This is a genomic window from Terrabacter sp. 05T424, assembly GCF_056396225.1.
In genome coordinates this window covers 25,843-46,991 of sequence record NZ_JBFTLB010000003.1, presented here as the reverse complement: position 1 = coordinate 46,991, position 21,149 = coordinate 25,843, and the positions used below count along the sequence as shown (strand labels likewise).

General features: G+C 71.6%; 22 protein-coding genes. 10 read left to right on the top strand and 12 right to left on the bottom strand.

The window, feature by feature from the left end; genetic code table 11:
* Nucleotides 1-29: 29 nt before the first annotated feature.
* From AC1DE0_RS09435 to AC1DE0_RS09410, 6 genes are all read right to left on the bottom strand, one after another.
* Nucleotides 30-683 (bottom strand): MBL fold metallo-hydrolase, encoded by a 654-nt coding sequence (locus AC1DE0_RS09435; protein ID WP_478099680.1) that lies wholly within the window; start codon nucleotides 681-683, stop codon nucleotides 30-32.
* Nucleotides 684-1,041: 358 nt separating this feature from the next.
* Entirely contained in the window at nucleotides 1,042-2,079 is a 1,038-nt protein-coding gene (locus AC1DE0_RS09430) for a YihY/virulence factor BrkB family protein (RefSeq protein WP_478099678.1), read from the bottom strand.
* A 75-nt stretch (nucleotides 2,080-2,154) separates the two neighbouring features.
* Nucleotides 2,155-2,337, bottom strand: coding sequence for a hypothetical protein (locus AC1DE0_RS09425; RefSeq protein ID WP_478099676.1), 183 nt, complete (start codon nucleotides 2,335-2,337; stop codon nucleotides 2,155-2,157).
* Between the two features lie 821 nt (nucleotides 2,338-3,158).
* Complete coding sequence (locus AC1DE0_RS09420) at nucleotides 3,159-4,793, bottom strand: copper resistance CopC/CopD family protein (protein ID WP_478099674.1); 1,635 nt, start codon at nucleotides 4,791-4,793, stop codon at nucleotides 3,159-3,161.
* 19 nt (nucleotides 4,794-4,812) lie between these two features.
* Nucleotides 4,813-5,682, bottom strand: coding sequence for a YcnI family copper-binding membrane protein (locus tag AC1DE0_RS09415; RefSeq protein WP_478099671.1), 870 nt, complete (start codon nucleotides 5,680-5,682; stop codon nucleotides 4,813-4,815).
* A gap of 91 nt (nucleotides 5,683-5,773) precedes the next feature.
* Nucleotides 5,774-6,421 carry a hypothetical protein gene (locus tag AC1DE0_RS09410; protein ID WP_478099669.1) on the bottom strand — a complete coding sequence of 216 codons (648 nt, stop codon included), beginning with the start codon at nucleotides 6,419-6,421 and terminating at the stop codon, nucleotides 5,774-5,776.
* 337 nt (nucleotides 6,422-6,758) lie between these two features.
* Between AC1DE0_RS09410 and AC1DE0_RS09405 the strand changes: the two genes are divergently transcribed.
* The 4 genes from AC1DE0_RS09405 to AC1DE0_RS09390 all read left to right on the top strand — a co-directional run bounded on the left by AC1DE0_RS09405 (nucleotide 6,759) and on the right by AC1DE0_RS09390 (nucleotide 10,395).
* Entirely contained in the window at nucleotides 6,759-7,589 is an 831-nt protein-coding gene (locus AC1DE0_RS09405; RefSeq protein ID WP_478099668.1) for an ABC transporter substrate-binding protein, read from the top strand.
* A 38-nt stretch (nucleotides 7,590-7,627) separates the two neighbouring features.
* Nucleotides 7,628-8,419 (top strand): amino acid ABC transporter permease, encoded by a 792-nt coding sequence (locus tag AC1DE0_RS09400; protein WP_478099666.1) that lies wholly within the window; start codon nucleotides 7,628-7,630, stop codon nucleotides 8,417-8,419.
* A complete protein-coding gene (locus tag AC1DE0_RS09395) occupies nucleotides 8,416-9,192 on the top strand; it encodes an amino acid ABC transporter ATP-binding protein (protein WP_478099664.1) in 777 nt (258 codons plus the stop codon). Before AC1DE0_RS09400 ends, AC1DE0_RS09395 begins: the two co-directional genes overlap by 4 nt.
* A gap of 102 nt (nucleotides 9,193-9,294) precedes the next feature.
* Entirely contained in the window at nucleotides 9,295-10,395 is a 1,101-nt protein-coding gene (locus AC1DE0_RS09390) for a DUF3800 domain-containing protein (protein WP_478099663.1), read from the top strand.
* A gap of 36 nt (nucleotides 10,396-10,431) precedes the next feature.
* Here AC1DE0_RS09390 and AC1DE0_RS09385 read toward each other — a convergent pair whose 3' ends face one another.
* On the bottom strand, nucleotides 10,432-11,703 hold the full coding sequence (locus AC1DE0_RS09385; RefSeq protein WP_478099661.1) for a sensor histidine kinase: 1,272 nt from the start codon (nucleotides 11,701-11,703) through the stop codon (nucleotides 10,432-10,434).
* 68 nt (nucleotides 11,704-11,771) lie between these two features.
* The gene (locus tag AC1DE0_RS09380) at nucleotides 11,772-12,488 is read right to left on the bottom strand and encodes a response regulator transcription factor (RefSeq protein ID WP_478099659.1); all 717 of its coding nucleotides are present in this window, start codon (nucleotides 12,486-12,488) and stop codon (nucleotides 11,772-11,774) included.
* Between the two features lie 61 nt (nucleotides 12,489-12,549).
* On the opposite strand from AC1DE0_RS09380, the gene AC1DE0_RS09375 reads away from it, so the two are divergent.
* The 4 genes from AC1DE0_RS09375 (at nucleotide 12,550) to AC1DE0_RS09360 (ending at nucleotide 16,147) form a co-directional block, all read left to right on the top strand.
* A complete protein-coding gene (locus AC1DE0_RS09375) occupies nucleotides 12,550-14,016 on the top strand; it encodes a ferredoxin reductase family protein (RefSeq protein WP_478099657.1) in 1,467 nt (488 codons plus the stop codon).
* A complete protein-coding gene (locus tag AC1DE0_RS09370) occupies nucleotides 14,013-14,546 on the top strand; it encodes an FMN-binding protein (protein WP_478099655.1) in 534 nt (177 codons plus the stop codon). The genes AC1DE0_RS09375 and AC1DE0_RS09370 overlap by 4 nt, the downstream gene beginning before the upstream one ends.
* A 136-nt stretch (nucleotides 14,547-14,682) precedes the next feature.
* Entirely contained in the window at nucleotides 14,683-15,279 is a 597-nt protein-coding gene (locus AC1DE0_RS09365; protein WP_478099653.1) for a phosphatase PAP2 family protein, read from the top strand.
* 103 nt (nucleotides 15,280-15,382) lie between these two features.
* Nucleotides 15,383-16,147: a phosphodiesterase gene (locus tag AC1DE0_RS09360; protein WP_478099651.1), complete on the top strand. Its 765-nt coding sequence runs from the start codon at nucleotides 15,383-15,385 to the stop codon at nucleotides 16,145-16,147.
* On the opposite strand, the gene AC1DE0_RS09355 is transcribed toward AC1DE0_RS09360, so the two are convergent.
* The 3 genes from AC1DE0_RS09355 to AC1DE0_RS09345 form a co-directional block, all read right to left on the bottom strand.
* On the bottom strand, nucleotides 16,144-16,758 hold the full coding sequence (locus AC1DE0_RS09355) for a flavodoxin family protein (RefSeq protein WP_478099649.1): 615 nt from the start codon (nucleotides 16,756-16,758) through the stop codon (nucleotides 16,144-16,146). The two genes, AC1DE0_RS09360 and AC1DE0_RS09355, sit on opposite strands and share 4 nt — an antisense overlap.
* A 92-nt stretch (nucleotides 16,759-16,850) precedes the next feature.
* On the bottom strand, nucleotides 16,851-17,282 hold the full coding sequence (locus tag AC1DE0_RS09350; RefSeq protein ID WP_478099647.1) for a VOC family protein: 432 nt from the start codon (nucleotides 17,280-17,282) through the stop codon (nucleotides 16,851-16,853).
* Nucleotides 17,283-17,463: 181 nt separating this feature from the next.
* On the bottom strand, nucleotides 17,464-18,441 hold the full coding sequence (locus tag AC1DE0_RS09345) for an SDR family NAD(P)-dependent oxidoreductase (RefSeq protein WP_478099645.1): 978 nt from the start codon (nucleotides 18,439-18,441) through the stop codon (nucleotides 17,464-17,466).
* Between the two features lie 85 nt (nucleotides 18,442-18,526).
* Between AC1DE0_RS09345 and AC1DE0_RS09340 the strand changes: the two genes are divergently transcribed.
* Together AC1DE0_RS09340 and AC1DE0_RS09335 are read left to right on the top strand one after the other, a co-directional pair.
* A complete protein-coding gene (locus AC1DE0_RS09340; RefSeq protein ID WP_478099643.1) occupies nucleotides 18,527-19,708 on the top strand; it encodes a zinc-dependent alcohol dehydrogenase in 1,182 nt (393 codons plus the stop codon).
* 73 nt (nucleotides 19,709-19,781) lie between these two features.
* Nucleotides 19,782-20,156 (top strand): hypothetical protein, encoded by a 375-nt coding sequence (locus AC1DE0_RS09335; RefSeq protein ID WP_478099641.1) that lies wholly within the window; start codon nucleotides 19,782-19,784, stop codon nucleotides 20,154-20,156.
* A gap of 60 nt (nucleotides 20,157-20,216) precedes the next feature.
* Here AC1DE0_RS09335 and AC1DE0_RS09330 read toward each other — a convergent pair whose 3' ends face one another.
* Entirely contained in the window at nucleotides 20,217-21,119 is a 903-nt protein-coding gene (locus AC1DE0_RS09330) for an SDR family oxidoreductase (protein WP_478099639.1), read from the bottom strand.
* Nucleotides 21,120-21,149 lie beyond the last annotated feature (30 nt).

Below are 21,149 nucleotides of genomic sequence, written 5' to 3'. Positions count from 1 at the left end.
CGTCACTCAATGCAGGCCCCTGAGTGCAGTCAGAACGTTGCGGACTCTTCGTCGCGGAGCGGGGTGTACGTCAGGCCCTCGACACCGGCGAACTGCTCGATGTGACCGGAGTACATCCGGTGCCCCACGTCGCTGAGCAGGGCGTCGTGGATGGGGATGAAGACCTTGGGTGCGATGCGACTGACGAACGCGATCGAGTCGCGGCTCGCAGCCCACGGGGCGCTGAGCGGGTGGGCCAGCACGTCGACGTGGCCGGGCTCGGCGTCGTAGGCGTCACCGGGGTGGAACAGGGACGGCTCCCCGTCGGCACGCAGCACCACGCCGATGTTGGGGATGCGCGGCATGTCGGGGTGGTTGAACGCGTGGAGCTCACCGACCGGGCTCACCCGTACGTCGCCGACGGCGAAGTCCTCGCCCTGCGTCGAGGGGACCGCCGAGAGTCCCTCGTCACGGAGCTTCCGGGCCGTGAGGGGGTCGGTGTGGACGGTGGCCGACGGGTTGGCTCGCACGAGGGCCGCCGCCCGGTCGGCGTCGAAGTGGTCGGCGTGGTTGTGCGTCACCAGGATCGCGTCGAGGTCGGTGAGCTGCTCGAAGCCGGTCGAGAAGCTGCCCGGATCGATGAGGATGCGCCGATCGGCGAGCTCGACGAGGAGGCAGGCATGTCCGAGATGAGTCACGCGCATGTGAACACCTAACCATGACGCCCCGGCCGAACCCGGGCGACGAGCAACAGCGCGCCGGCCGCGTCAGGCGGTCGGCCGCGGCCGGTGGCGGCGACCACCGTCGACGGGACGGCACACGGCACGCCTCAGCTGGCGGCGTCGCGCGCGTCCCGACCTCGACGAGCCGGCCAGCCGCCGGTCGAGCTCGGCGGCCGGCCACGTCCAGCAGGAGCATTCGGGGTCGCGCCCAGCCGCCGTGCACCTGTCGCCATCTCCCATCGGACGCCTCCCGCCGTCGCCGCCTGTCCGGACAACGACGGCCAACCCGTCCGGGTCACGGGCCCGTCGGGCCCTCTCGCCGAGAGTGCGGTCAACTGGGTCAGTTGGGTCGGTGCTGTCGGCGCTGCTCCGCCTCCGCCACGGCCTGCTTGTCGAGGTCGGTCATCGAACGGGTGTCGCGGGGCTCCGCGAACGGCTCGAGGTCCTCCGGCACACCCGCCGCGATGGCGCGACCGCGGTCCAGCTCGGCGTTGACCTCCGCGCCGAGCAGGATGGCGATGTTGGTGAGCCACAGCCAGACGAGGAAGACGACGACACCCGCGAGTGAGCCGTACGTCTTGTTGTAGGACGAGAAGTAGGCGACGTACACCGCGAAGAGACCCGACACGACGAGCCAGATGAGCACCGCGATGATGCCACCGGGGCTGATCCACTTCACACCCCCCTGTCGGGCGTTTGGGCTTGCCCAGAAGAGCACCGCGAACAGCACCGAGACGAGCAGCAGCAGCACGGGCCACTTGAGGACGTTCCAGAGCAGCAGCCCGGTGTCGCCGGCGCCGACGAGCTGGCCGATCTGCCGTGCCACCGGACCGCTCACGACGACGATGACGGCGCTGACCACCATGACGACGACGGCGAAGACGGTCACCCCCACCCGGATCGGGACCGTCTTCCAGATCGGGCGGCCTTCCGGGATGTCGTAGATGACGTTGGAGGCGCGCATGAAGGCCGACACGTAGCCGGATGCCGACCACAGTGCGACGAGCAGACCGATGACGGCGCCGAGCCCGGCGCCGGTCCGGTTGGCCTGGGCCTGCCCGATGAGGGTGCGGACGAACTCGGCACTCGATCCGGGCGCCACCGCCTGGACCTGGTCGATCACCTGCGCCGTGGCGTCGCGGCCGAGCAGGCCGAGCGCGGCGACGAGGACCACGAGGGCCGGCGCGATGGACAGCAGCCCGTAGTACGTGAGGGAAGCCGCGAGGTCGGTCAGGTTGTCGCGTTTGAACTCGCGGCGGGCGCGCTTGACGACGGCGAGCAGGGACGGCTTGGACAGGTCGGCCGGGGAGTCCGGCTCAGACTCAGGTTCGGTGTTGGTCGGGCGCTGGCGGCTGTCGCCGCTGAGGGTCGGTGACATACCGGTGGCGTACCCGGTGGGACGACCGCGTCACCGTCAGACGCGGAACCAGCCCGCGTAGGTCATCAACAGCAGCTACTGGCAGCGCCACATGCCCGACGAGCGGCCGGTCTGGCTGGCCTGGTTCCGGCGGCTGCGCACGGGGGCCACCACGCTGGTGGCGCACGCCTGGGTCAGGCGCTCGATCATCGCTGCACGCTCACTGCCGGTCATCGCGGTCACGGCGGTGTCGTCGGCAACCAGCGTCCGTGCGCTCATGCGAGATCTCCTGATCGAGTCGGCCGGCGCGGGGGCTCGCCGGTGCTGGTGCAAGGTGTACCAGCCGAAATGGGGCGTTGGTCACGAATGCCGGAATTGGTGCAAGAAAGTCCCAAGAAATGTGCAAGTGGCCCGATCGGGGTTTGCGCGAATGTCCCGCCCGGGGCGGGGCGGCGTGGCACCGTTGTCCTGTGCCTCCGCACCCCGAGACGGGCGTGAGGACCACCGGATGAGGGCGCTGCGGGCAGCGACCGCGCCCCGACGGTGGAGGTGGGCGTTGCCGACTCCAGGGGCAGGGAGTCGGCAGCGCTGCCCGCCGTCGGCGTACGTCCGGGCCCCGATCACCTGCTGAGGGTGACCCGGTCGACCCGAGTGCCTCCTACCGTGCCTGTATGAGGTTCGGTCCGCTCGTGCCTGCCGCGCTCCTGACGGTCGCCGTCGCCTCCCTCGGGGCCTGCACGTATCAGCCCGACCCCGTGCAGGCCAGGATCACCAACCCCGCTCGAGGCACGAGCGTCAACGCCGAGGCGGGACGCATCCGCCTGCTCGCCACCCGTATCGATGCCCCTGAGGACCGCAAGCTTCTCGGCGGCACGAACACCGGCCTCTTCACGACGCTCGCCAACGACGGCGACCAGCCCGACCGGCTCGTGGCGGTCAGCACGGTGCACGCACAGCGGGTCGTCATGCGACAGGGCACCGACGGGGCGGAGCCCCGGTCGCCGTCGCCGTTCCGGCCGGCGTCGGGGTCGGGGATCGCAAGCCCAACCGCACGCGTACGCGTCCGCCTCGCCCACGCGTACGCGTACGCGTCCGCCGCGTCACGGCACGATGTCGACGTCGCCGCCGGCGACCACCGCCCTGAGGCTCGGGTCCTCGACGGTCAGCGTCGCCTTCCACGTGCCGCTCAGGGGGAACGTGTAGCGCGCCTCCCAGAGCCCGTCCTTCAGCACGAGCGGAACCGGGATGGCACCCACCCCCCGCTTCGGGTTGCCCAGCTTGAGCTCGACGCGCTTGACGGCAGCCGGCGCGCCCGTGCTGGTCGTCACGAGGACCCGCAGCGTGCTGCCCCGCGTCGTGGCGGGCAGGACGGCGAGCAGGGCCGTGCGGCCGTCGCCGAGGGAGACCTTGACCTGCCGGTTGGCGTCGACCGGGGCCGGCGCGCCCTGCTGCCCGCTGCTGGTCGCGGCGGCGACCGTCGGTGGTGGTGTCGTCGTGCCGAGGGCGGCCGTGACCACGAGAACACAGACGGTGAGCAGCGCCTCGGCCCGCACCGAGAGGAGGGGGGTCGCGCTGCGGCCGACCTGCCGCCGTGACACGGCAGCGGCGCCGAGGGCGCTCGCCACGAGCGCCAGCTTGCCCAGCAGGAGCAGCCCGTAGCGCGTCAGGAAGAGCTGCTCGACCGCATGCACGTGCTGGAGCGAGTTGAGCACGCCCGTCGCGACCAGCGTCAGGACGGAGATCATGGCCAACCGTGAGAAGGCGAGCAGCGCCCGTCGTTCGACGGAGCGTCCCACAACGACGAGGACAGCAAGCCCACCGACCCACGTTGCCGCCGTCAGGGCGTGGACGGCGACGACCGCCAGGTCGACGGGCGCGCCGGAGGCCGCCCCATGACCCGATGCGGCGATCGTCACCGCGACCCCGGCCGTGACGACGGGGACGAGGCGCCGCCGCGCCCCGTCGGTGATGGCCGGCAGCCGCCAGGCCAGGGTCGCCAGGAGGCCGTACAGGGCAACCCTCCACAGGGTGGCCAGCCCGAACGAGGTGCCCAGGGTGGCCCGCACCAGCTGCGGGTCGAGGAGGTCGGCGAGCGGCCGCCCCGCCGCATAGGGTCCCTGGACGAGCAGGCTCGCCAGGGCGAACACCGCGCCGCCGACCATCCCCGCGCGCGCCATCCGCTCGAGGGCGGGGTCGTGACGCGCGCTGGCTCCGCACCACAGCAGGAAGGCTGCCACACCCGCGAACGCGGCGAGCGACAGGTGGCCGCCCAGCCGGGCCATCACGACGTAGACCGGCGCGGTCGAGGCCTGACCCGAGGACGAGGCGCCGACGGCGTCCGGGAGCGCAGGCGGGGCGGCACCGACGCCGAAGGTGAAGGCGCCGTCGATGGGGTGGCCGTCCGAAGAGACGACGCGCCACGTCACGACGTAGGCCCCCTTCGCCAGGGATGACGGCATCGGCCAGGTGACCGTGTGACCAGAGGTGACGGGCTCCGGCGTGGCGAGCGTCGACCCGGTGCCGTCGAGCAGGCGCAGGCCGCCGTCGACGAGGTCGACCGACTCGGTGAACGTCAGCTCGACCGACCGGGGCGCCACCTCGAGGCGCGTCCCGTTCGCGGGCGTGCTGCTGACCAGCTCGGCGTGGGCCCAGGCCGGTGTTGCCAGGGCGACTCCCGAGAAGGTCAGCGCGAGAGCGACCAGGACCAGCCGCAACAGTCGTCGTGTGCGTCTCATGGGACGTCCTCCTCGCGGATCAGGGCCGCGCGTCCTCCGACGCTCGCTCTGGTGCGCTCCCGGTCGCCCGCTCCGAGGAGTGGCTCGGCGCCGTCATCGGCGTTGCGGTGACGGGCCCCGTGGCACGGCCCCGGCGCCAGGCGAAGGCAGCCGCGAGGAGCGAGACGACCAGGGCGGCACCCGAGAGGGCGAGCGAGGCGGTGCCGTTCCCTGAAGCAGTCGCGGCGGGAGCGCTGCTGGCCGCCGTGACCCCGGTCGCGTCGGACGTGACGTTCGTGCCTGAGCCGGTGGCGGAGCCGGTCGGAGCGGGCGTGGCCGTCGCGCCGGCCTCCGGGGTGAGTTGCAGGACCGGGGCCGGGTGCTCCGGCTCGGTCGTCTTGTCGGCGCTCACCTCGTTCCAGCTGATGGTCTGGCCGCCGGAGTACGTCTGCACCGCGGAGAAGACGAGCTCGCCCGACTCGGGCAGGGGCCCGAGGCTGAGGTTGAAGTCCTTGTACTGGCCTGGGCGGATGCCCACGCCGTCCGTGGACGTCCAGGTGACCTGCGAGACGACCGTGTCGACCTTGCGGCCGAAGACGTCGATGGGCGTGGCCAGCTTGCGGGTGGCGGTGGTCGCCTTCCACCCCGGCATCTCGGTGGTGCGCACCGAGCCGATGGGGTTGTCGGAGGGCAGGACGAGGCGCAGCTGGGTCGTGCTCGCGTCGTCCCGCTCGTTGGGCACGCGGACGGCGATGACGGCGCCCTCGCCTCCTTCCACGGTCCCGGGCTGGATGCTCACGTGGGCCGAGGCGATGCCCGGCAGGGCAAAGGTGGCGGCAAGGGCGATGCCCGCGCCCGCTCCGATGCGGGTGACGTTGCGGCGCAGGGTGACTCGTGACTTCTGGAACATGACAAGGCTCGATTCTGGCGAAGGTCCGAAAGGGTTCGTTGCGGAATGGCGTTCCACCACGCCCCCTTCGACACGCCAAGATGCGACGGGCCTAGAGGGAGCGGGCGAAGCCACCCGTCGGCGGACCCCGCCGCCTGTTGCCGGACCGGGCCGAGTCCATCGCGAGTGGCACGACCACAGCGGCCCACGTCCTGCGGCGCGGCCGTGCACGGACCAACGGGGTGGCGAGCGATGCACGCAGGGCCCGGCGCAGCCGCAGCCAGGCGGTCGCCATCGTGCGAGCCGCCAAGGTGGCCAGCGACCAGAGTGCGCGCTCACCCGCAGCCAGCCACACGCCGACGAGCAGGGCGGCGCCGAGGTGGGCCACCACCATCCGGGCGTCGGCGCTCCATCCCGTGAGCGCCCGCAGTGCCGTCACGGCCGTGTCGGCGTGCGGGTGGAAGGCAGTGCTTCCGGCAGGGTGCCCAGGTGTGCCCGTCACCGTCTGCACGGGGAGCAGCTGGAGGGCACCGTGCAGCGCTGTCTGCCCCGTCAGGAGCAGCGTCGCGGACCACCACCACGACAACGGTCGACGGAGCAGGGCTGCCGACGAGAGAGTCACCAGCGCGCACACGGGCAGGAGCATGGAGAGATCGGGGAGCTCTCCCCCGCCCGCGACGTGGGCAGCGAGCGTGCTCGTCACGACGAGCAGCGACAGCACCGCGGCACGCACCCAGCGCACCGACGTCAGGTTCCCCACCGGCTCCACCCCCTCGAAGCGGCCCGACGGGATCGACGGTACGGCGGCAACCTTGAGTCTTTCTTGAGGCCGTCGTGCCGAGGGGTGGACCGGTTATCACTCGGCGTTTGGCTTCCTATAACGTGAGGTTCGCGAAAGGCGCTCGCGAGCCGAACCTCCCGCAGCGCCCCTCGGGCGGCTGCCTGCCGCATCCCGAGTCGGGACGCGGGTCGACCGCGACACCAGCCCGACGCGCCACCCGCTCCCGCCGCGCACCGCTGCCGGCGGGCAGGCCAGAGCCGCGCCCCTGTCCCAGCGCGCTCCGCCCTGCCGTGCCCCGATCCCAGAAGGAACTCGCATGAACCTGTCCCGCCGGACGCTGACCGCCTCCGCCATCGCCCTCGCCGCCCTGTCCCTCGCCGCGTGCGGCGGCGGTTCGTCGGCGGGCGCGAGCTCCGCCGACAACCCCTACGAGCTCCAGCAGCCCGGCGTCCTGCGCGCCGGCACGCTGACGGACGCCCCGCCGAACGTCTTCCTCAAGAACGGCACGTTCACCGGCTTCGACAACGACCTCCTGACCGCGGTCGCGGGCAAGCTCGGCCTCAAGGTCGAGTTCGTGGGCACCGAGTTCAGCTCGCTGCTCGCGCAGGTCAAGACGCGCAAGTTCGACGTCGGGTCCTCGTCGATCAGCATCACCGAGGCCCGCAAGAAGACCGTCGACTTCACCAACAAGTACGACTTCGGCTTCCTCGGCCTCGACGTGCCGAAGGGCTCCACCATCACCTCGTTCGACCAGCTCGCGGGCAAGCGCGTGGCTGTCGTGCAGGGCACCGTCCAGGACGACTACGCCACGCGGTCGAACCTCAACCCGGTGCGCGTCCCCGACTACAACGCAGCCCTCAACCAGCTGAAGGCCGGAACCGCCGACGCCTGGATCACGCCCGCCGAGATCGGCGAGAAGACCGCCGCCGACTCGGGTGGCAAGGTCCTCTCGGTGGCCAAGCAGCTCGACCCGGGCGGCATGGCGTATGCCGTTGCGCCGGGCAACGACAAGCTGCGCGCCGCGCTGGACAGGGCGATCGACGAGGTCGTCGCCGACGGCACGTGGGCCAAGCTGCAGAAGCAGTACTACCCGGGCCGTGAGATCCCGGCGGACTTCAAGCCCGGCAGCGGCACCGCCGCCGAGTAACGACCGACTGCACCTGACAACCCCGGGAGGAGGGCCGGATGGATGCCCTGAACACCGTGTGGGAGACGTTCTTCGACGTTGAGGCGATGCGCGCAGCACTGCCTGACATGCTGCGCGTCGGCCTGCCCAACACGCTCGTCCTGGCCCTCTTCTCGGCACTCATCGGCACCGTGCTCGGCATGGTGCTCGCCGTCTGCGGGCTCTCGCAGCGCCGATGGCTCCGGTGGCCGGCACGAGTCTTCACCGACGTCTTCCGTGGGCTGCCCGCGGCCGTGACCATCCTGCTCATCGGCGTCGGGCTCGCGCCGTTGGGCCTCGGGATCTGGGGGCCGAACCCCTACCCCCTCGGCATCCTCGCCCTGTCGCTCATCGCGAGCGCGTACATCGGCGAGATCTTCCGTTCGGGCATCCAGAGCGTCGACACCGGGCAGCTGGAGGCCGCACGAGCCCTCGGCTTCAGCCGACCGTCGGGCATGCGGCTCGTCGTCATCCCACAGGGTGTGCGACGGGTCCTGCCGGCCCTGGTCAACCAGTTCATCGCCCTGATCAAGGAGTCGTCCCTGGTCTACTTCCTGGGCCTGCTCGCCAGCCAGCGCGACCTGTTCCGCATCGGTCAGGACGCTGCGGCCAACACCGGCAACCAGTCGGCGCTCGTGCTCGCCGGGCTCTTCTACCTGCTCATCACCGTGCCCCTGACCCACGTCGTCAACGCCATCGACCGGCGCCTGCGCGACGGACGCAGGGCTGACGGCGCGGCAGCCGAGGGACCCGACGGCGCAACCGATCTCGCGCCCAGCGGCCCGCTCGCGATCAGCCAGGAGACCCGATGACCCGGCAGACCCGAGAGACCGACGTGTCGCGCACCGGCACGCCCACGAGCGGTGTCGGCGTCGCCACCCGCGACATCCACCTCTCGTTCGGTTCCAACCACGTGCTGCGTGGCGTCGACCTCGACGTCCCTGCGGCCTCGACCGCCTGCGTGATCGGCCCCTCGGGCTCGGGCAAGTCAACCTTGCTCCGGGTCGTCAACCGGCTGCTCGAACCCGACAGCGGCGACGTGCTGCTCGACGGACGCAGCGTCCTCGCGGACGACCCGGACGTGCTGCGACAGCGGGTCGGCATGGTGTTCCAGCACTTCAACCTCTTTCCGCACAAGACGGTTCGCGCCAACATCACCCTCGGGCTGACGCGCCTCAAGGGCCTGACGAAGGACGAGGCAGCCGCGCGCGCCCTCGTCCACCTCGACCGCGTCGGCCTCGCGCACAAGGCGGACGTTCGTCCCGGGAACCTCTCCGGTGGCCAGCAGCAGCGGGTCGCCATCGCCCGCGCCCTCGCGATGGAGCCCGAGGTGATGCTCTTCGATGAGGCCACCTCGGCCCTCGACCCCGAGCTCGTCAAGGGGGTGCTCGCGACGATGGCCGACCTCGCCGTCGAGGGCATGACGATGATCGTGGTCACCCACGAGATGGGCTTCGCACGGTCCGTCGCCCAGCAGGTGTTGTTCATGGACCACGGCCGCGTGGTCGAGTCCGGCGAGCCGGGTGCCGTCTTCGAGGCGCCGCGCACCGAACGCCTGCAGCGCTTCCTCTCACAGGTGCTCTAGCCGAGTCGCCGCGCTCTTGCCGAGCACGATGCGCATGCCGCCGGGTCCGGTCGGGGCGAAAAGTCCTTGGTGCACAGCACCAGTGCGGGTGAGCATGGGCGCGTGGACCTGCACGCACGGCTGCCCCTGCAGGGCGGGCTGCCACCCAGCCCGGCGGCTGGTGCCTCGCACCTGCCCGTCGTCGAGGTCGCCTGCGACGAGTCCGGATTCTCGGGAACGAACCTTCTCGATGCCGCCACCCCGGTGTTCACCCACGCGAGCGTCGATCTCGGGCTCGGCGAGGCTGCCGTCCTGATCGATGAGCTGAGGTCCGGGTTCCCTTGGCCCTCGAGCGAGTTCAAGTCCGGCCAGCTGCTGCGGGGCCCCCGGGGCCGCGACTCCCTCGAGTCGTTGCTGGCCGCGCTGTCTGGCCGGGCACACGTGCAGGTGGTCGACAAGGAGTACTTCCTCGTGACCCGGGTGGTCGACCTCTTCCTGGCCGAACCGTCCTACGCCGCGGGCACGAGCCTGAGCCAGCACCTGCGCCCTGCGGCACTCACGCTGCACCGGGCGGGACGGGCTCGCGGCGCGGACTGGGACGCCTTTTTGGCCGCCTTCGTCGACCTCGTGCGCACCAAGAGGAGACGGCAGCCGGGGCGGCGCGTCGTGGACGACTTCTTCCGGGCGCGTGATGCGCTCGCGGAGGGCCTCGACCCCGAGGCCGCGGCGGTGCTGGCGCGGTTGACGCGAACTCGCACCCGCGCGGTCCTGCGCCGACTGGACAACGACGACGTGTCCATTCCCCCACCGCTCGAGCCGCTGCTGCCGGCGCTCGCCGAGACCGTGCTCTTCTGGAGCGGTGGTCACCGGCAGGTGCTCGTGGTGCACGACGAGCAGAGTGCCTTGACTGCCACTCGCCTCCGGCGTCTCCAGCAGGCGCTGGCCCACGACCCCGCGTGGGCCCGGCGTCACGCCCAGCCGAGCACTCCTGCCCTACTGCCCGGCACCGCCGGCGAACAGGTGTCGCCGCTGGCCGGCGTCGTCACCGTCGACTCAAGGGACGACCCGCGGGTGCAGGTCGCCGACGTCCTCGCCGGCATCGCCAGGCGGTCGCCCGACCTCGAGAGCGACCCGCTGCTGCGGCCCTTCGTCTCCCCCACCTCGCTGCGGGACGCCGGCCGCCGGGAAGCTTTCGGCTCCGCCGCTCCGGACTCTCAGCCCTGACGGCTGTCGCCCGCGGGCGTCCTTGGCGTCGTGGCGTCAGCGGTCCGTCGATGCCGGCAGCGCGAGGGTGAACGTGGCCCCGCCGCCGTCGGTCGGGGTCACCTCGAGGGAGCCGCCGTGGTGTCGGACGGTCTGCGTCACGAGGGCGAGACCCAGCCCGAACCGGCGGTCAGGAGTGTCGCGCCGTGCCCGCGCGAACCGGCGTGTCAGGGCCTCCAGCTCGTCAGCCGCCACCCCCGGACCGTGGTCCACCACCTCGAGCCGCACCATGCCTTCGCCGGTGTGCGCGGCGAGCTCGACCGCCGCACCCGGGTCGGAGTGGGCAACGGCGTTGTCGACGAGAGCGAGGATCGCGCGCCGCAGGCTCGTCGACACGCCCTCGACCAGGGCCTCGCACGTGTCGCCGTCAGCACCGCAGCCCTGGCCGTGCGCGCTGTCCCCGGCGGGGTGTCTCCCGACCACGACGCCGCGCCACTCGAGCGCCACTCCGGACTCGGCGGCATACGGCCGCAGGGAGACGACGACCTCGCGGGCCAAGCCGGCCACGTCGACGAGGTCGCGTGGCGCCTCGCCCGCATCGAGCTGTGCAGACAGCAGCAGGTCGGACAGGACCTCTCCCATCGCCTTGGTGTCGTCGACGAGCTGGTCCACCTCGCGCGCCATGGCATCGCCGGCGGCGCTGCTGTCGGTCGCAGCCCGTTGGACGCGAATGCTTCGGCGCAGCAGCTGGGCCCGCGTGCTGATCACCGCGAGCGGAGTGCGCAGCTCGTGGCTGGCATCTGCGATGAACTCGCGCTGCAGGTCGAGCGCCTCGGCCAGGGGCCGCACCGCGCGACGCCCGGCGAGCAGCCCGGTGAGCGCCGACAAGACGACGCCGAGGAGGCCGGCAACACCCATGGCCACGAGGAGGCTGCGCTCCTGCGTGGCGTGCAGCCGCACATCGTAGACGGCGGCAAAGAGTCGGTCGTCACGCTTGACACCCGCCGCGGGCCAGTCCCGCCCGTCGGCGGCGACGACGAGGGGGAAGGACTGGTTCTGGCCCGTCGCATCCGGCGTGCCCTCGGTGCCCGACGGGACGGAGCGAAGCGCCGCCGCGGTGGCGGCCACCACCGCGGCCGGTGTGCCTGTCGTCGACCGCACCCCGTCCGGCGCGACCTGCACGAGCCACATGCCGACAGGAGCGTCGACCACGTCGTCGACCGTGGCAGCCGAGGCATCGACCTGTCGCCGGATGTCGGCGGCCTGCTGGCGGTCGAAGAGGCACCCGGCCCCGATGATCGCCACGAGCACGACGACGGCCGTTGTCACGCCCACCCGCGCCGCGATCGAGTGGGCCGCTCGCCTGACCGGGTCCGCAGGTGCGCCGGCCCGTCTGGTCACGAGGGCCCCAGCCGGTAGCCGACCCCGTGGACCGTCTCCACGACGCCTCGCCCCAGCTTGCGCCGGAGGTAGTAGACGTACGTGTCGACCGCGCCGAGGGTGTCGGCCCGGGTGAAGGCGGCGTCGAGCAGCTCGTCGCGCGTGAAGACCCGCGTCGGCCGACGGGCGAGGACCTCGAGCACCGCCGCCTCTCTCGTCGATAGCAGCACGTCCTCCCCGGGCCCGACGACACGGTGCTCCCCGACAACGAAGCGTCGAGCCCCGACCGCCAGCTCCTCGGCCAGGGCCCCCGTCGGGCGGAGCAGCGCCCGCAGTCGGGCGAGCAGCTCGTCGACGTCGAACGGTTTTACGAGGTAGTCCTGGGCACCTGCATCGAGTCCCTCCACCCGGTCGGCCACCGTGCCACGCGCCGTGAGGAAGAGCACGGGCGCCGCGAGGCCCCTCCTCCGCAGCCGGGTCACGAGGTCGAGCCCGTCGATGCCGGGTAGGCCACGGTCGACGACGAGGACGTCCCAGTCCGCCACGAGGCCCTGATGGAGCCCGGCCTGCCCGTCACGCGCTGCGGTGACGGCATACCCCTCCTCGGCGAGCAGGCGCGTCAGCATCGACGACAGCTCTCGATCGTCCTCGACGAGGAGGAGCCTCGGTGCCGAGAGGTCGGCCGAGAGATCGGCCGCCGGTGCGTCGGCGCCGCCGGCGGGGTCCTCGGTCATGCGCCCACCCTCGTCCCTGCGTCTCATATGTTTCTGAGATCCAGTGCGGATCATCAGCTGCGTGAGCAACACCATGACATCCCACCCGCCGACGCGTCCGGGCACGAGCGAGCGTGTCCGGGGTGCCCTGGGTCGCGGCATGGCCTTCCGGCGCTGGCGGCATCGCGTCGCCGACCTCCTCGAGGCGCTCGCCGTGGCAGCGCTCCTGTCCGTCGTCGCCCAGTTCCTCATCGGTGGCGGCAGTCACGACCTGCTGACCGGGGGGGCCGGAGCACGGCTCACGGCGGTCGGCCGACTGACCGGACTGGTGGCCATGGACCTGCTCCTCGTGCAGCTCGTCCTCGCCGCCCGGGTGCCGTGGGTCGACCGTGTCTACGGCATGGACCGCGCGCTCAAGGCGCACCGTGTGCTCGGTCGCGTCACCGTCCCCCTCGTGCTCGTCCACGTCGGGACGATCGTCGTGGGTGCCGCCATCGGCGACGGCCGGACCGGTGTGGGTGGTGTCCTGCTCGAGCTGCTCTCCATGGTGACGGGCGGCGACGACCTGCTGATGGCCGGGCTGGCCACCCTTCTCCTCGTCGTCATCGCCGTCACGTCCGTGCAGATCGCGCGTCGACGCCTCGCGTACGAGGCCTGGCACCTCGTCCACGTCACTGCGTATGCCGCCGCCGTCCTCTCGATCCCGCACGAGCTGTCGATGGGCTCCGACTTCACCGCGTCGGCCTGGACGCGCGCCTACTGGTGGTCGCTCTGGCTGCTCGTCGGAGGCAGCGTCCTCCTGTGGCGCGTCGCCCTGCCCGTCCTGCGCAGCGCGCGACACGGCATGCGCGTCGACCACGTCGCGGAGGAGTCCGACGGTGTCTGGTCGGTGGTCATGCGTGGCAGGAACCTCGACCGGCTGGGCGTGCGGGCCGGGCAGTTCCTCAACTGGCGTTTCGTCACTCCCGGGCTGCTCCTGTCGGCTCACCCGTGGTCGCTGTCGGCTGCCCCGAACGGTCGGTCCCTTCGCATCACCGTGCGCGGGCTCGGTGACCACTCGGCCGCCGTCCGAGACCTGAAGCCCGGCACGTTCGTGCTCGCCGAAGGTCCGTACGGCGCCTTCACGACGCAGGCGCGGGTGCGTCACCAGGTGCTGCTCATCGCCGCCGGGATCGGTGTGACGCCGGTCCGCGCCCTCCTCGAGGAGCTCGTCACCGAAGGGCACGCCCTACCGGGTGACGTCCACGTGCTCTACCGCGCGGACGCTCCCGACCAGCTGCCGCTCCACGACGAGATCGAGCGGCTCACCGACCTGGCCGGCCACCGGCTCCAGACCCTCGTGGGCCCGCCGGTCCGGGGCTCGATGCTGCCGATCGGTGCCGGCGGGGCCGGTTCGGACGCGGAGCGCCTGGGTCGGCTGGTGCCGGGGCTCGCCGACCACGAGGTCTACCTGTGTGGGCCCCCCGTCTGGATGGCGCTGGTGCACAAGGCAGTTCATCGTGCAGGCGTTCCCACGACCCACATCCACGACGAGAGGTTCGGCTGGTGAGAAAGGCGACATCAATCATCGTCGGCGTCGCGAGCGTCACTGCCATCGGCGCGTCCTGGGCAGCCGGGCTCGCGCCGAAGCACGACTCCGTCGGCGGGGTCACCCTGTCCGCACCACCCTCGGCCGGCAGGTCTACCACCGACGCACCACGCAGCGCGAGTGGGGCCAAGCCTGCGGCCCACGCGCCGCGGCGCGCCCAGTCGGGCACGACGGGCACCACCGGCACGGCGAGTGCGACCCCGGAGGCCTCGTCCCGCACCGTCGACGGCGGTGTCGCGCACACCGAGTACGGCGACGTGCAGGTGCGCATCACCGTCGTCGGTCGGCGGATCACCGACGTCACGGCGCTGCACCTGACCGACAGCTCGCGCCACTCGGTGCGCATCAGCGCGCAGGCCGCTCCGGTGCTTCGCTCCGAGGCGCTCGACAAGCAGTCCGCCCAGATCGACATGGTGAGCGGGGCGACCTACACGAGCGACGCCTACCAGCAGAGCCTCCAGTCGGCCATCGACGCCGCCCACCTGGCCTGAGGCGCCGCCGCCGCCGGGGCACCGCCGCCGCCGTCACATTCGCTACGGCTCCCAGCGGGCCGGGAGGATCCTCCCAGCGTCGTGCTCGAGGCTTGCCCTTCACGCCACTCCCCTCCCCCAGAACCAAGGACCCTCGGTGAACCAGCTGACCGACCTGAGTGACGCCCTGTTCCTGGGCGTCAACGACTTCGCCCGCGACACGACGTGGCTCCACGGGCCGGCGACGGCATATGCGAAGTACGGCCTGGTCCTGTTCGCAGGGCTGCTCCTCCTCGGCGTCTGGCGGCGCCGGGGCGCGAGCGACACCGAGCTCGCCGCAGCCCTCTGGGCGGGACTCGCGACCCTGATCGCCGTCGGCGCCAACCAGCCGGTCGCCGCACTGATGGCCGAGCGGCGTCCGTATGCCGTCCACCCCGCTGCGCTCGTCCTCGTGGACCGGACCACCGACTGGTCCTTTCCCTCGGACCACGCCGTCATGGCCGGAGCGGCAGCCGTCGGGCTGCTCCTCGTGTCACGCCGGCTCGGCGCGGCGGCCCTCGCCCCAGCCGTGCTGATGGCCGCCACGAGGGTCTACGTCGGTGCCCACTACCCCCATGACGTCGTCGCCGGGCTCTGTCTGGGCGGCGCCGTTGCGGGGTTGGGCTGGCTGGTCGTGCGGAAGCCGCTGGCCCTGCTCGTTCGGGCGGCCCGCTCACTTCCCGTGATCGACCGGCTGCTCGCTCCGACGACATAGGCGTCCTCCTCGGGTCGGCGCTCGGTGGCCAAGGTCGGCACGTCGCGGGCGATCCTCCCCGACTACGGCGAAGCAGGTGCGTGGGCTTGGGTAGGTGTACCCCGTGACCGCTCGCCTCACTCCCGCCGGGCCCGCGCGCCCGCACCGTGACCCCGACCCCCCGACCCACGGCACCGGCTCGGTGGAGCTGCCGGACACTCCTCCTCGAGCAGTGGGAATCGTGCTCGCGGGCGCCCTTGGCGCGGTGGCCGCGATCGCGCGACGCAAGCCGCTGCACGCCGTCGGCACGACGTGGGAGGCCGAGCTGCGGATCGACTCCCCCCTGCCGGACCTCGGGGTCGCGGTGTTCGAGGACCGGGGCGCGCACGCGTGCACGGTGCGTGTCTCGCGGGCGCTCGGGACTCCGAACGGGTGCTGGGACGTCGGCGGGCTGGCCATGCGACTTCCCGGTGCCGGATCGTTGGGAGGACCCGCCGACCTGTTGTTCGCGACGACCGGCACGGGACGTGCGACGCGGCACCTGCTCCGGCCGGTCCGCCATGCCACGGAGCGACCGCTGACGACGCTGCTGCCCACCACGGCCGGAGGCCGCTCGGTCGTGCTCATGGTGCGCCCGACGAGCCGCGACCACGAGCCTCGGCAGTACGAGCTGGCCGTGGGAGCCGATGGTGGTGCCTGGCGGCCGGTCGGACTTCTGGACCTGCTTCAGGAGCGGACGGACGCTCCGACGCGGTTCGACCCCATCGTCAACGAGCTGTCCGGCACCACGCCTCCGTCCTGGGTGGTCGCGGTTCGCGAGCCGGCGTACCGTTGGGCCCGGCGCCTCGGTCGCCGTGACTCGCGCGAGCCCGCGACGCCGTCCCTCTAGTCATCGGACGATGGCGGGTAGGCCTTGTCGGCTAGCAGTGCTGCAAGGTGGGTCGCGTTCGCAGCCAAGGTCTTCGTAGTGCTTGCCACGGTGTCCGGCGTCTCCGCGAGATCCTTGAAGTCGGTGCCGTGCATGGCCTCGCCGTTCCAGTAGGTGACACCCCCCGCGGGGATGGTGAACCCGACGTCGTTGAGGGCCTGGAAGCACACGGCGCTGATGTGGTGTGCGCCGTCCTCGTTGCCCACCACCACCACGACCGCCACCTTCCCGTACGTCTTCAGACGGCCCTGCTCGTCCTTCTCCGAGAGCTCCGCGTCAAGGCGCTCGAGGACCCGCTGACACACGCTGCTGTGCTGTCCGAGCCACGTGGGGGTGGCAAGGACCAGGATGTCGCTCGCCACCACCTGCTCGCGGATGCCCGGCCACGCGTCTCCCTCCCCCATGTCGAGCTCAACACCCGGGCGCACGTCATGGTCCACCACGCGCACCATCGAGCCGGTGACGTGGTGCTCGGCCAAGGCATCCAGCACCTGCTGCGCCAGCAGCTCGGTGCTCGACTCCGCCGGTGACGGGTTCAGCGTGCAGTTGAGGGCAACGGCGGTCAGGGGCATCGGGAACCTCTCGGTCGGTCCTGCGACGGCGTTCGTCTCGTGCTGCGTACCCGGCAGGAACACCCCGCAACAGCCATGCGACGCCGGCGCTGCTACTGCCGTCCGTGATGGCCTCTCCTCGACCCCGTCGTGTCGAACGACATCCTCGGGTCAGGCACGCGCGACAGGCCGTGGACGAGGCAGAACGGGTGGCCCGCCGGGTCCAGGAAGACCCGGTAGCCCGACTCGGGGGCCCCCGGGGCGCGCGTCGCGCCGAGCTCGATCACGCGGGTGTGGGCGACGTCCACGTCATCGACCCGGATGTCGAGGTGCAGCTGTTGCGGAAAGGCCGGGTCCGGCCACCGCGGCGGCACCCACGGCTCGACGCGCTGGAACGCGAGCTCACGCATACCGGGCTCACGACCGAGCACCACCCAGTCGGGCGCGTCCTCGATGACCCGCATGCTCAGAAGGCGCGCGTAGAACTGCGCCAGCCGTCGGGGATCAGGACAGTCGACGACCGTTTTCTCCAGTTGGGCCCGCACTGGTCAGTGGAGGCGCAGGGCCGGGACGAGGTCCTTGTCGGTCATCGTCGACCGGCCCCTGAGGCTGGTGTCGGGTCCTTGCGCAGCATGGCGCCTCCTTCGAGTTCGACGTCCCGGTCGGCGCTTACCCGGCGCGGCGCCAAACCATGCAGGGCGGCCGGCCCCCTCGACCACCCAACGCTCACTCGTGGTTGCGTCGAGCGGCGTCGTCCCCGAGCCGGGTCAGGCTCTTCACGAGCCGGGAGCCCACCCCGGCGCGGGCCTCTCGGCCCTCGACCGTGCCAGCGCCTCCTCGGGACGGCGGGCCCGGAAGCAGCCGCCCGGCCAGGCCCATGACCCGCGTGGTCGTCGCGGGAGCCAGGCCACGCACCCGGATGCCCAGCCACGCCAGTGGCGTGAGCACGACCATCGGTTTCCCGGCGAGCACCGCGTCGACGATCCTCCGGGCGGCACGATCCGCGTCGACCGACAGCAGCGGCAGGGAAGCCGCCGGCGCGAACCACGAGTACTCGGCGGCCGCGTTGCCCCCGAATCTGGCGTGCTCGTGTCCCCCCGTTCGCATGAGCCCCGGCACGACCGTCGTCGCGGTGACCCCGGTGCCGCTCAGGGCGGCCGCGAGACCGTCGGAGAATCCCACGGCCGCAAACTTCGCCGTGGCGTACGGGAGCAGGTGCGGGGGCGAGACCATGCCACCGATGGAGGTGACCGTCCCGATCCGCCCGCGACCGCGTCGACGCATGTGCGGCAGCACCGTCATCGCGGCATTGATCGGACCCCACGCCATGGTGTCGATGGCGTCCTCGAACTCGTGCAGCACCAATGACTCCGCGGGCGCGGCCTGGATGATCCCGGCCACCGTGACGAGCACTTCGATGGGGCCCAGCGTGTGCTCCACCCGACCCACGAGATCCCCGACGTCGTGCCGGTTGCGGACGTCGCACGTCTCCCCGGTCACGTCACCACGTCCACTCAGGTCGGTGACGGCCTCCCCGACCTCCGCCTGGTCGCGGGCGGCCACGACGACGTGGTGACCACGGTCGACCAGCTCGCGGGCGACCAGGAAGCCGAGGCCGCGCGACGCCCCCAGGACGACGGCCACCGGCCGGTGCACGCTCGTGGTGTCGCTGTGGGCATCGGCCCCGGTGGGCTGCTCGTTCATACCTGCCTCCTCGGCGTTGTCGCGGCGACTCCTCGTCCAGGCCTGTGGCGTTTCCGTCGCTCGGCACGTGGGTAGGGGGCCCGACGTGAGAGCACTGACCTGGCAAGGCATCGAGGACGTCCGTGTGACCGACGTACCCGACCCACGGATCATCGACACCACCGACGCGATCGTGCGGGTGACCTCGACGGCCATCTGCGGCTCGGACCTGCACCTCTACAAGGTGCTGGCCCCCTACCTGGAGCCCGGCGACATCCTCGGTCACGAGTTCATGGGCATCGTCGAGGAGGTGGGTCCAGACGTCGCGACCCTCACAGTGGGCGACCGCGTCGTCGTGCCCTTCAACATCGCGTGCGGTCGGTGCTGGATGTGCCAGCGTGGCCTCTTCGCCCAGTGCGAGACCACCCAGAACACGGCTGCTGGCAAGGGCGCGAGCCTCTTCGGCTACACCAGCCTCTACGGCTCGGTGCCGGGCGGCCAGGCGCAGTTTGTCCGCGTCCCCCACGCGGACTTCGGCCCGATCGAGCTGCCGCAGGAAGGTCCGGACGAGCGCTACCTCTACCTGTCCGACATCCTGCCCACCGCATGGCAGGCGGTCGACTACGCCGACGTCAACGGCAGCGACACGCTCGCGGTCCTCGGGCTCGGCCCGGTCGGCCAGCTCGCCGTGAGAAGTGCACTGCACCGAGGCGTCGGCCGGGTCGTCGGCGTCGACCTGGTCCCCGACCGTCTGGACCTCGCGCGACGCACCGGCGCCGAGGTGATCGACGCCTCCGACGCCGATGTGGCTCAGGCCCTGCTCGACCTGACCGAAGGACGCGGGCCCGACGCCGTCATCGATGCGGTCGGGATGGAGGCTCACGGGAACCCGTTCGCGGAGAGGGCGATCGGCGCGACCAGCCACATGCCCAAGCCCGTGGCGCGAGGTGCCATCGAGCGTTTCGGCATCGACCGACTTGCTGCGCTGCACACCGCTGTCGCAGCGGTGCGGCGAGGCGGCACGCTGTCGATCAGCGGCGTCTACGGCGGCATGGCCGACCCCATGCCGATGATGGAGCTCTTCGACAAGGGTCTGACCGTCAGGATGGGCCAGTGCCATGTGCGCCGCTGGAGTGACGAGCTGCTCGACATCGTCCGCGGTGACGAGGACGTCTTCGGGCTCGAGTCGTTCGCGACCCACCACGCCTCGCTCGAGGACGCTCCGGCGCTCTACAAGCTCTTCCAGGAGAAGCAGGACGGCTGCCTCAAGGTCGTCCTCTCGCCCTGACCCGTGACCGCGGCCGCGATGAGCGGCTCTGTGTCGCCACCACCTGATGAAAGCAGTGCAGAAGGAGCAAACCATGAGCGTCACGAGTTTCCAGGACCTGCCACTCGCCGACCGAGACCGCGAGTGGGACGGCGATGCGGCCGAGAAGCGGGTGCGCAGCTGGGCCGGCGTCGACGACGAGCCGAATGAGAAGTACCGCGACGCGCACGTCTGGTACGACGCCGAAAAGAAGGACAACTTCACCGCGTACAAGCTGCTCGTCGCCGACGTCATCAACGGCCGGCTCACCGCAATCCCGCGTGGAGTCATGGCGGCGGCCGCGGTCATGCAGGGCTCGCGAGGCGGAGTCGACCTGCCCGAGAAGGACCGCGACCGGGTGCGCAGCCATCTCTCGAAGTACTACGCCAAGATGGACGAGACCCCGCCGTGGGACCGCGACGACAGCTGACCGCGTGCGTCACGTGAGGGCGCCGACTCCGACCGTCGGCGCCCTCACGTCACTCGAGGCTCAGAACACAGCGCCGCCGCCCGTGACGCCGACGACCGTCCCGGAGACGTAGCTCGCGTCGGACGGCGAGGCGAGGAAGACGTACGCCGGGGCGACCTCTCCGGGCTGACCGGCTCGACCCAGCGGGGTGTCCGACCCGAAGGTCTCGATCTTCTTCTTGTCGCGGGTCGCCGGCTGGAGTGGCGTCCAGATGGGACCGGGAGCGACGGCGTTGACGCGGATTCCCTTGGGGCCCAGTGCCTGTGCGAGGTTGACGGTCAGGTTGTTGAGAGCCGCCTTGGTCGCTGCGTAGTCGAGCAGGGCCGGTGACGGGTCGTAGGCCTGGATGGAGGTGGTGTTGATGATCGAGGACCCGGGGCCGAGGTGCGGCAGCGCCGCCTGACAGAGCCAGATCACCGCGTGGAGGTTCGTGCGCAGAACCCGCTCGACGTGCTCTGGCTGCAGGCCTTCGAGACCGCTGGGGCCGCGGTCCCAGTGGTAGCCGGCGTTGTTCACCAGCACGTCGAGGCCACCGAGACCGCGCACCGCGTCCGCCACGACCTGAAGACACGCCTGGCGCTCCACGAGGTCGGTGGGAAGCAGCACACACCGATGTCCGGCCTCCTCGACTAGGCGGGCCGTGTCCTCGGCATCCGACTGCTCGGGCGGCAGGTAGCTGATCGCGACGTCCGCACCCTCACGGGCGTACGCGATGGCGATGGCCCGCCCGATGCCGGAGTCCCCTCCCGTCACGAGGGCCCGGAGCCCCTCGAGCCGCCCGTGGCCGACATAGGTCTCCTCGCCGTGATCAGGCACGGGGTCCATCTCGCTCGTGAGGCCGGGTGGCTGCTGCTGCTGGGCGGGGAACCCGCCCTTGTCGTCATGGCGCACGAGCTGCTCGGCGCGGTCGGCGATCTCGGACACGGCGCGTCCTTCCTGCTGAGGTCCTCAGGT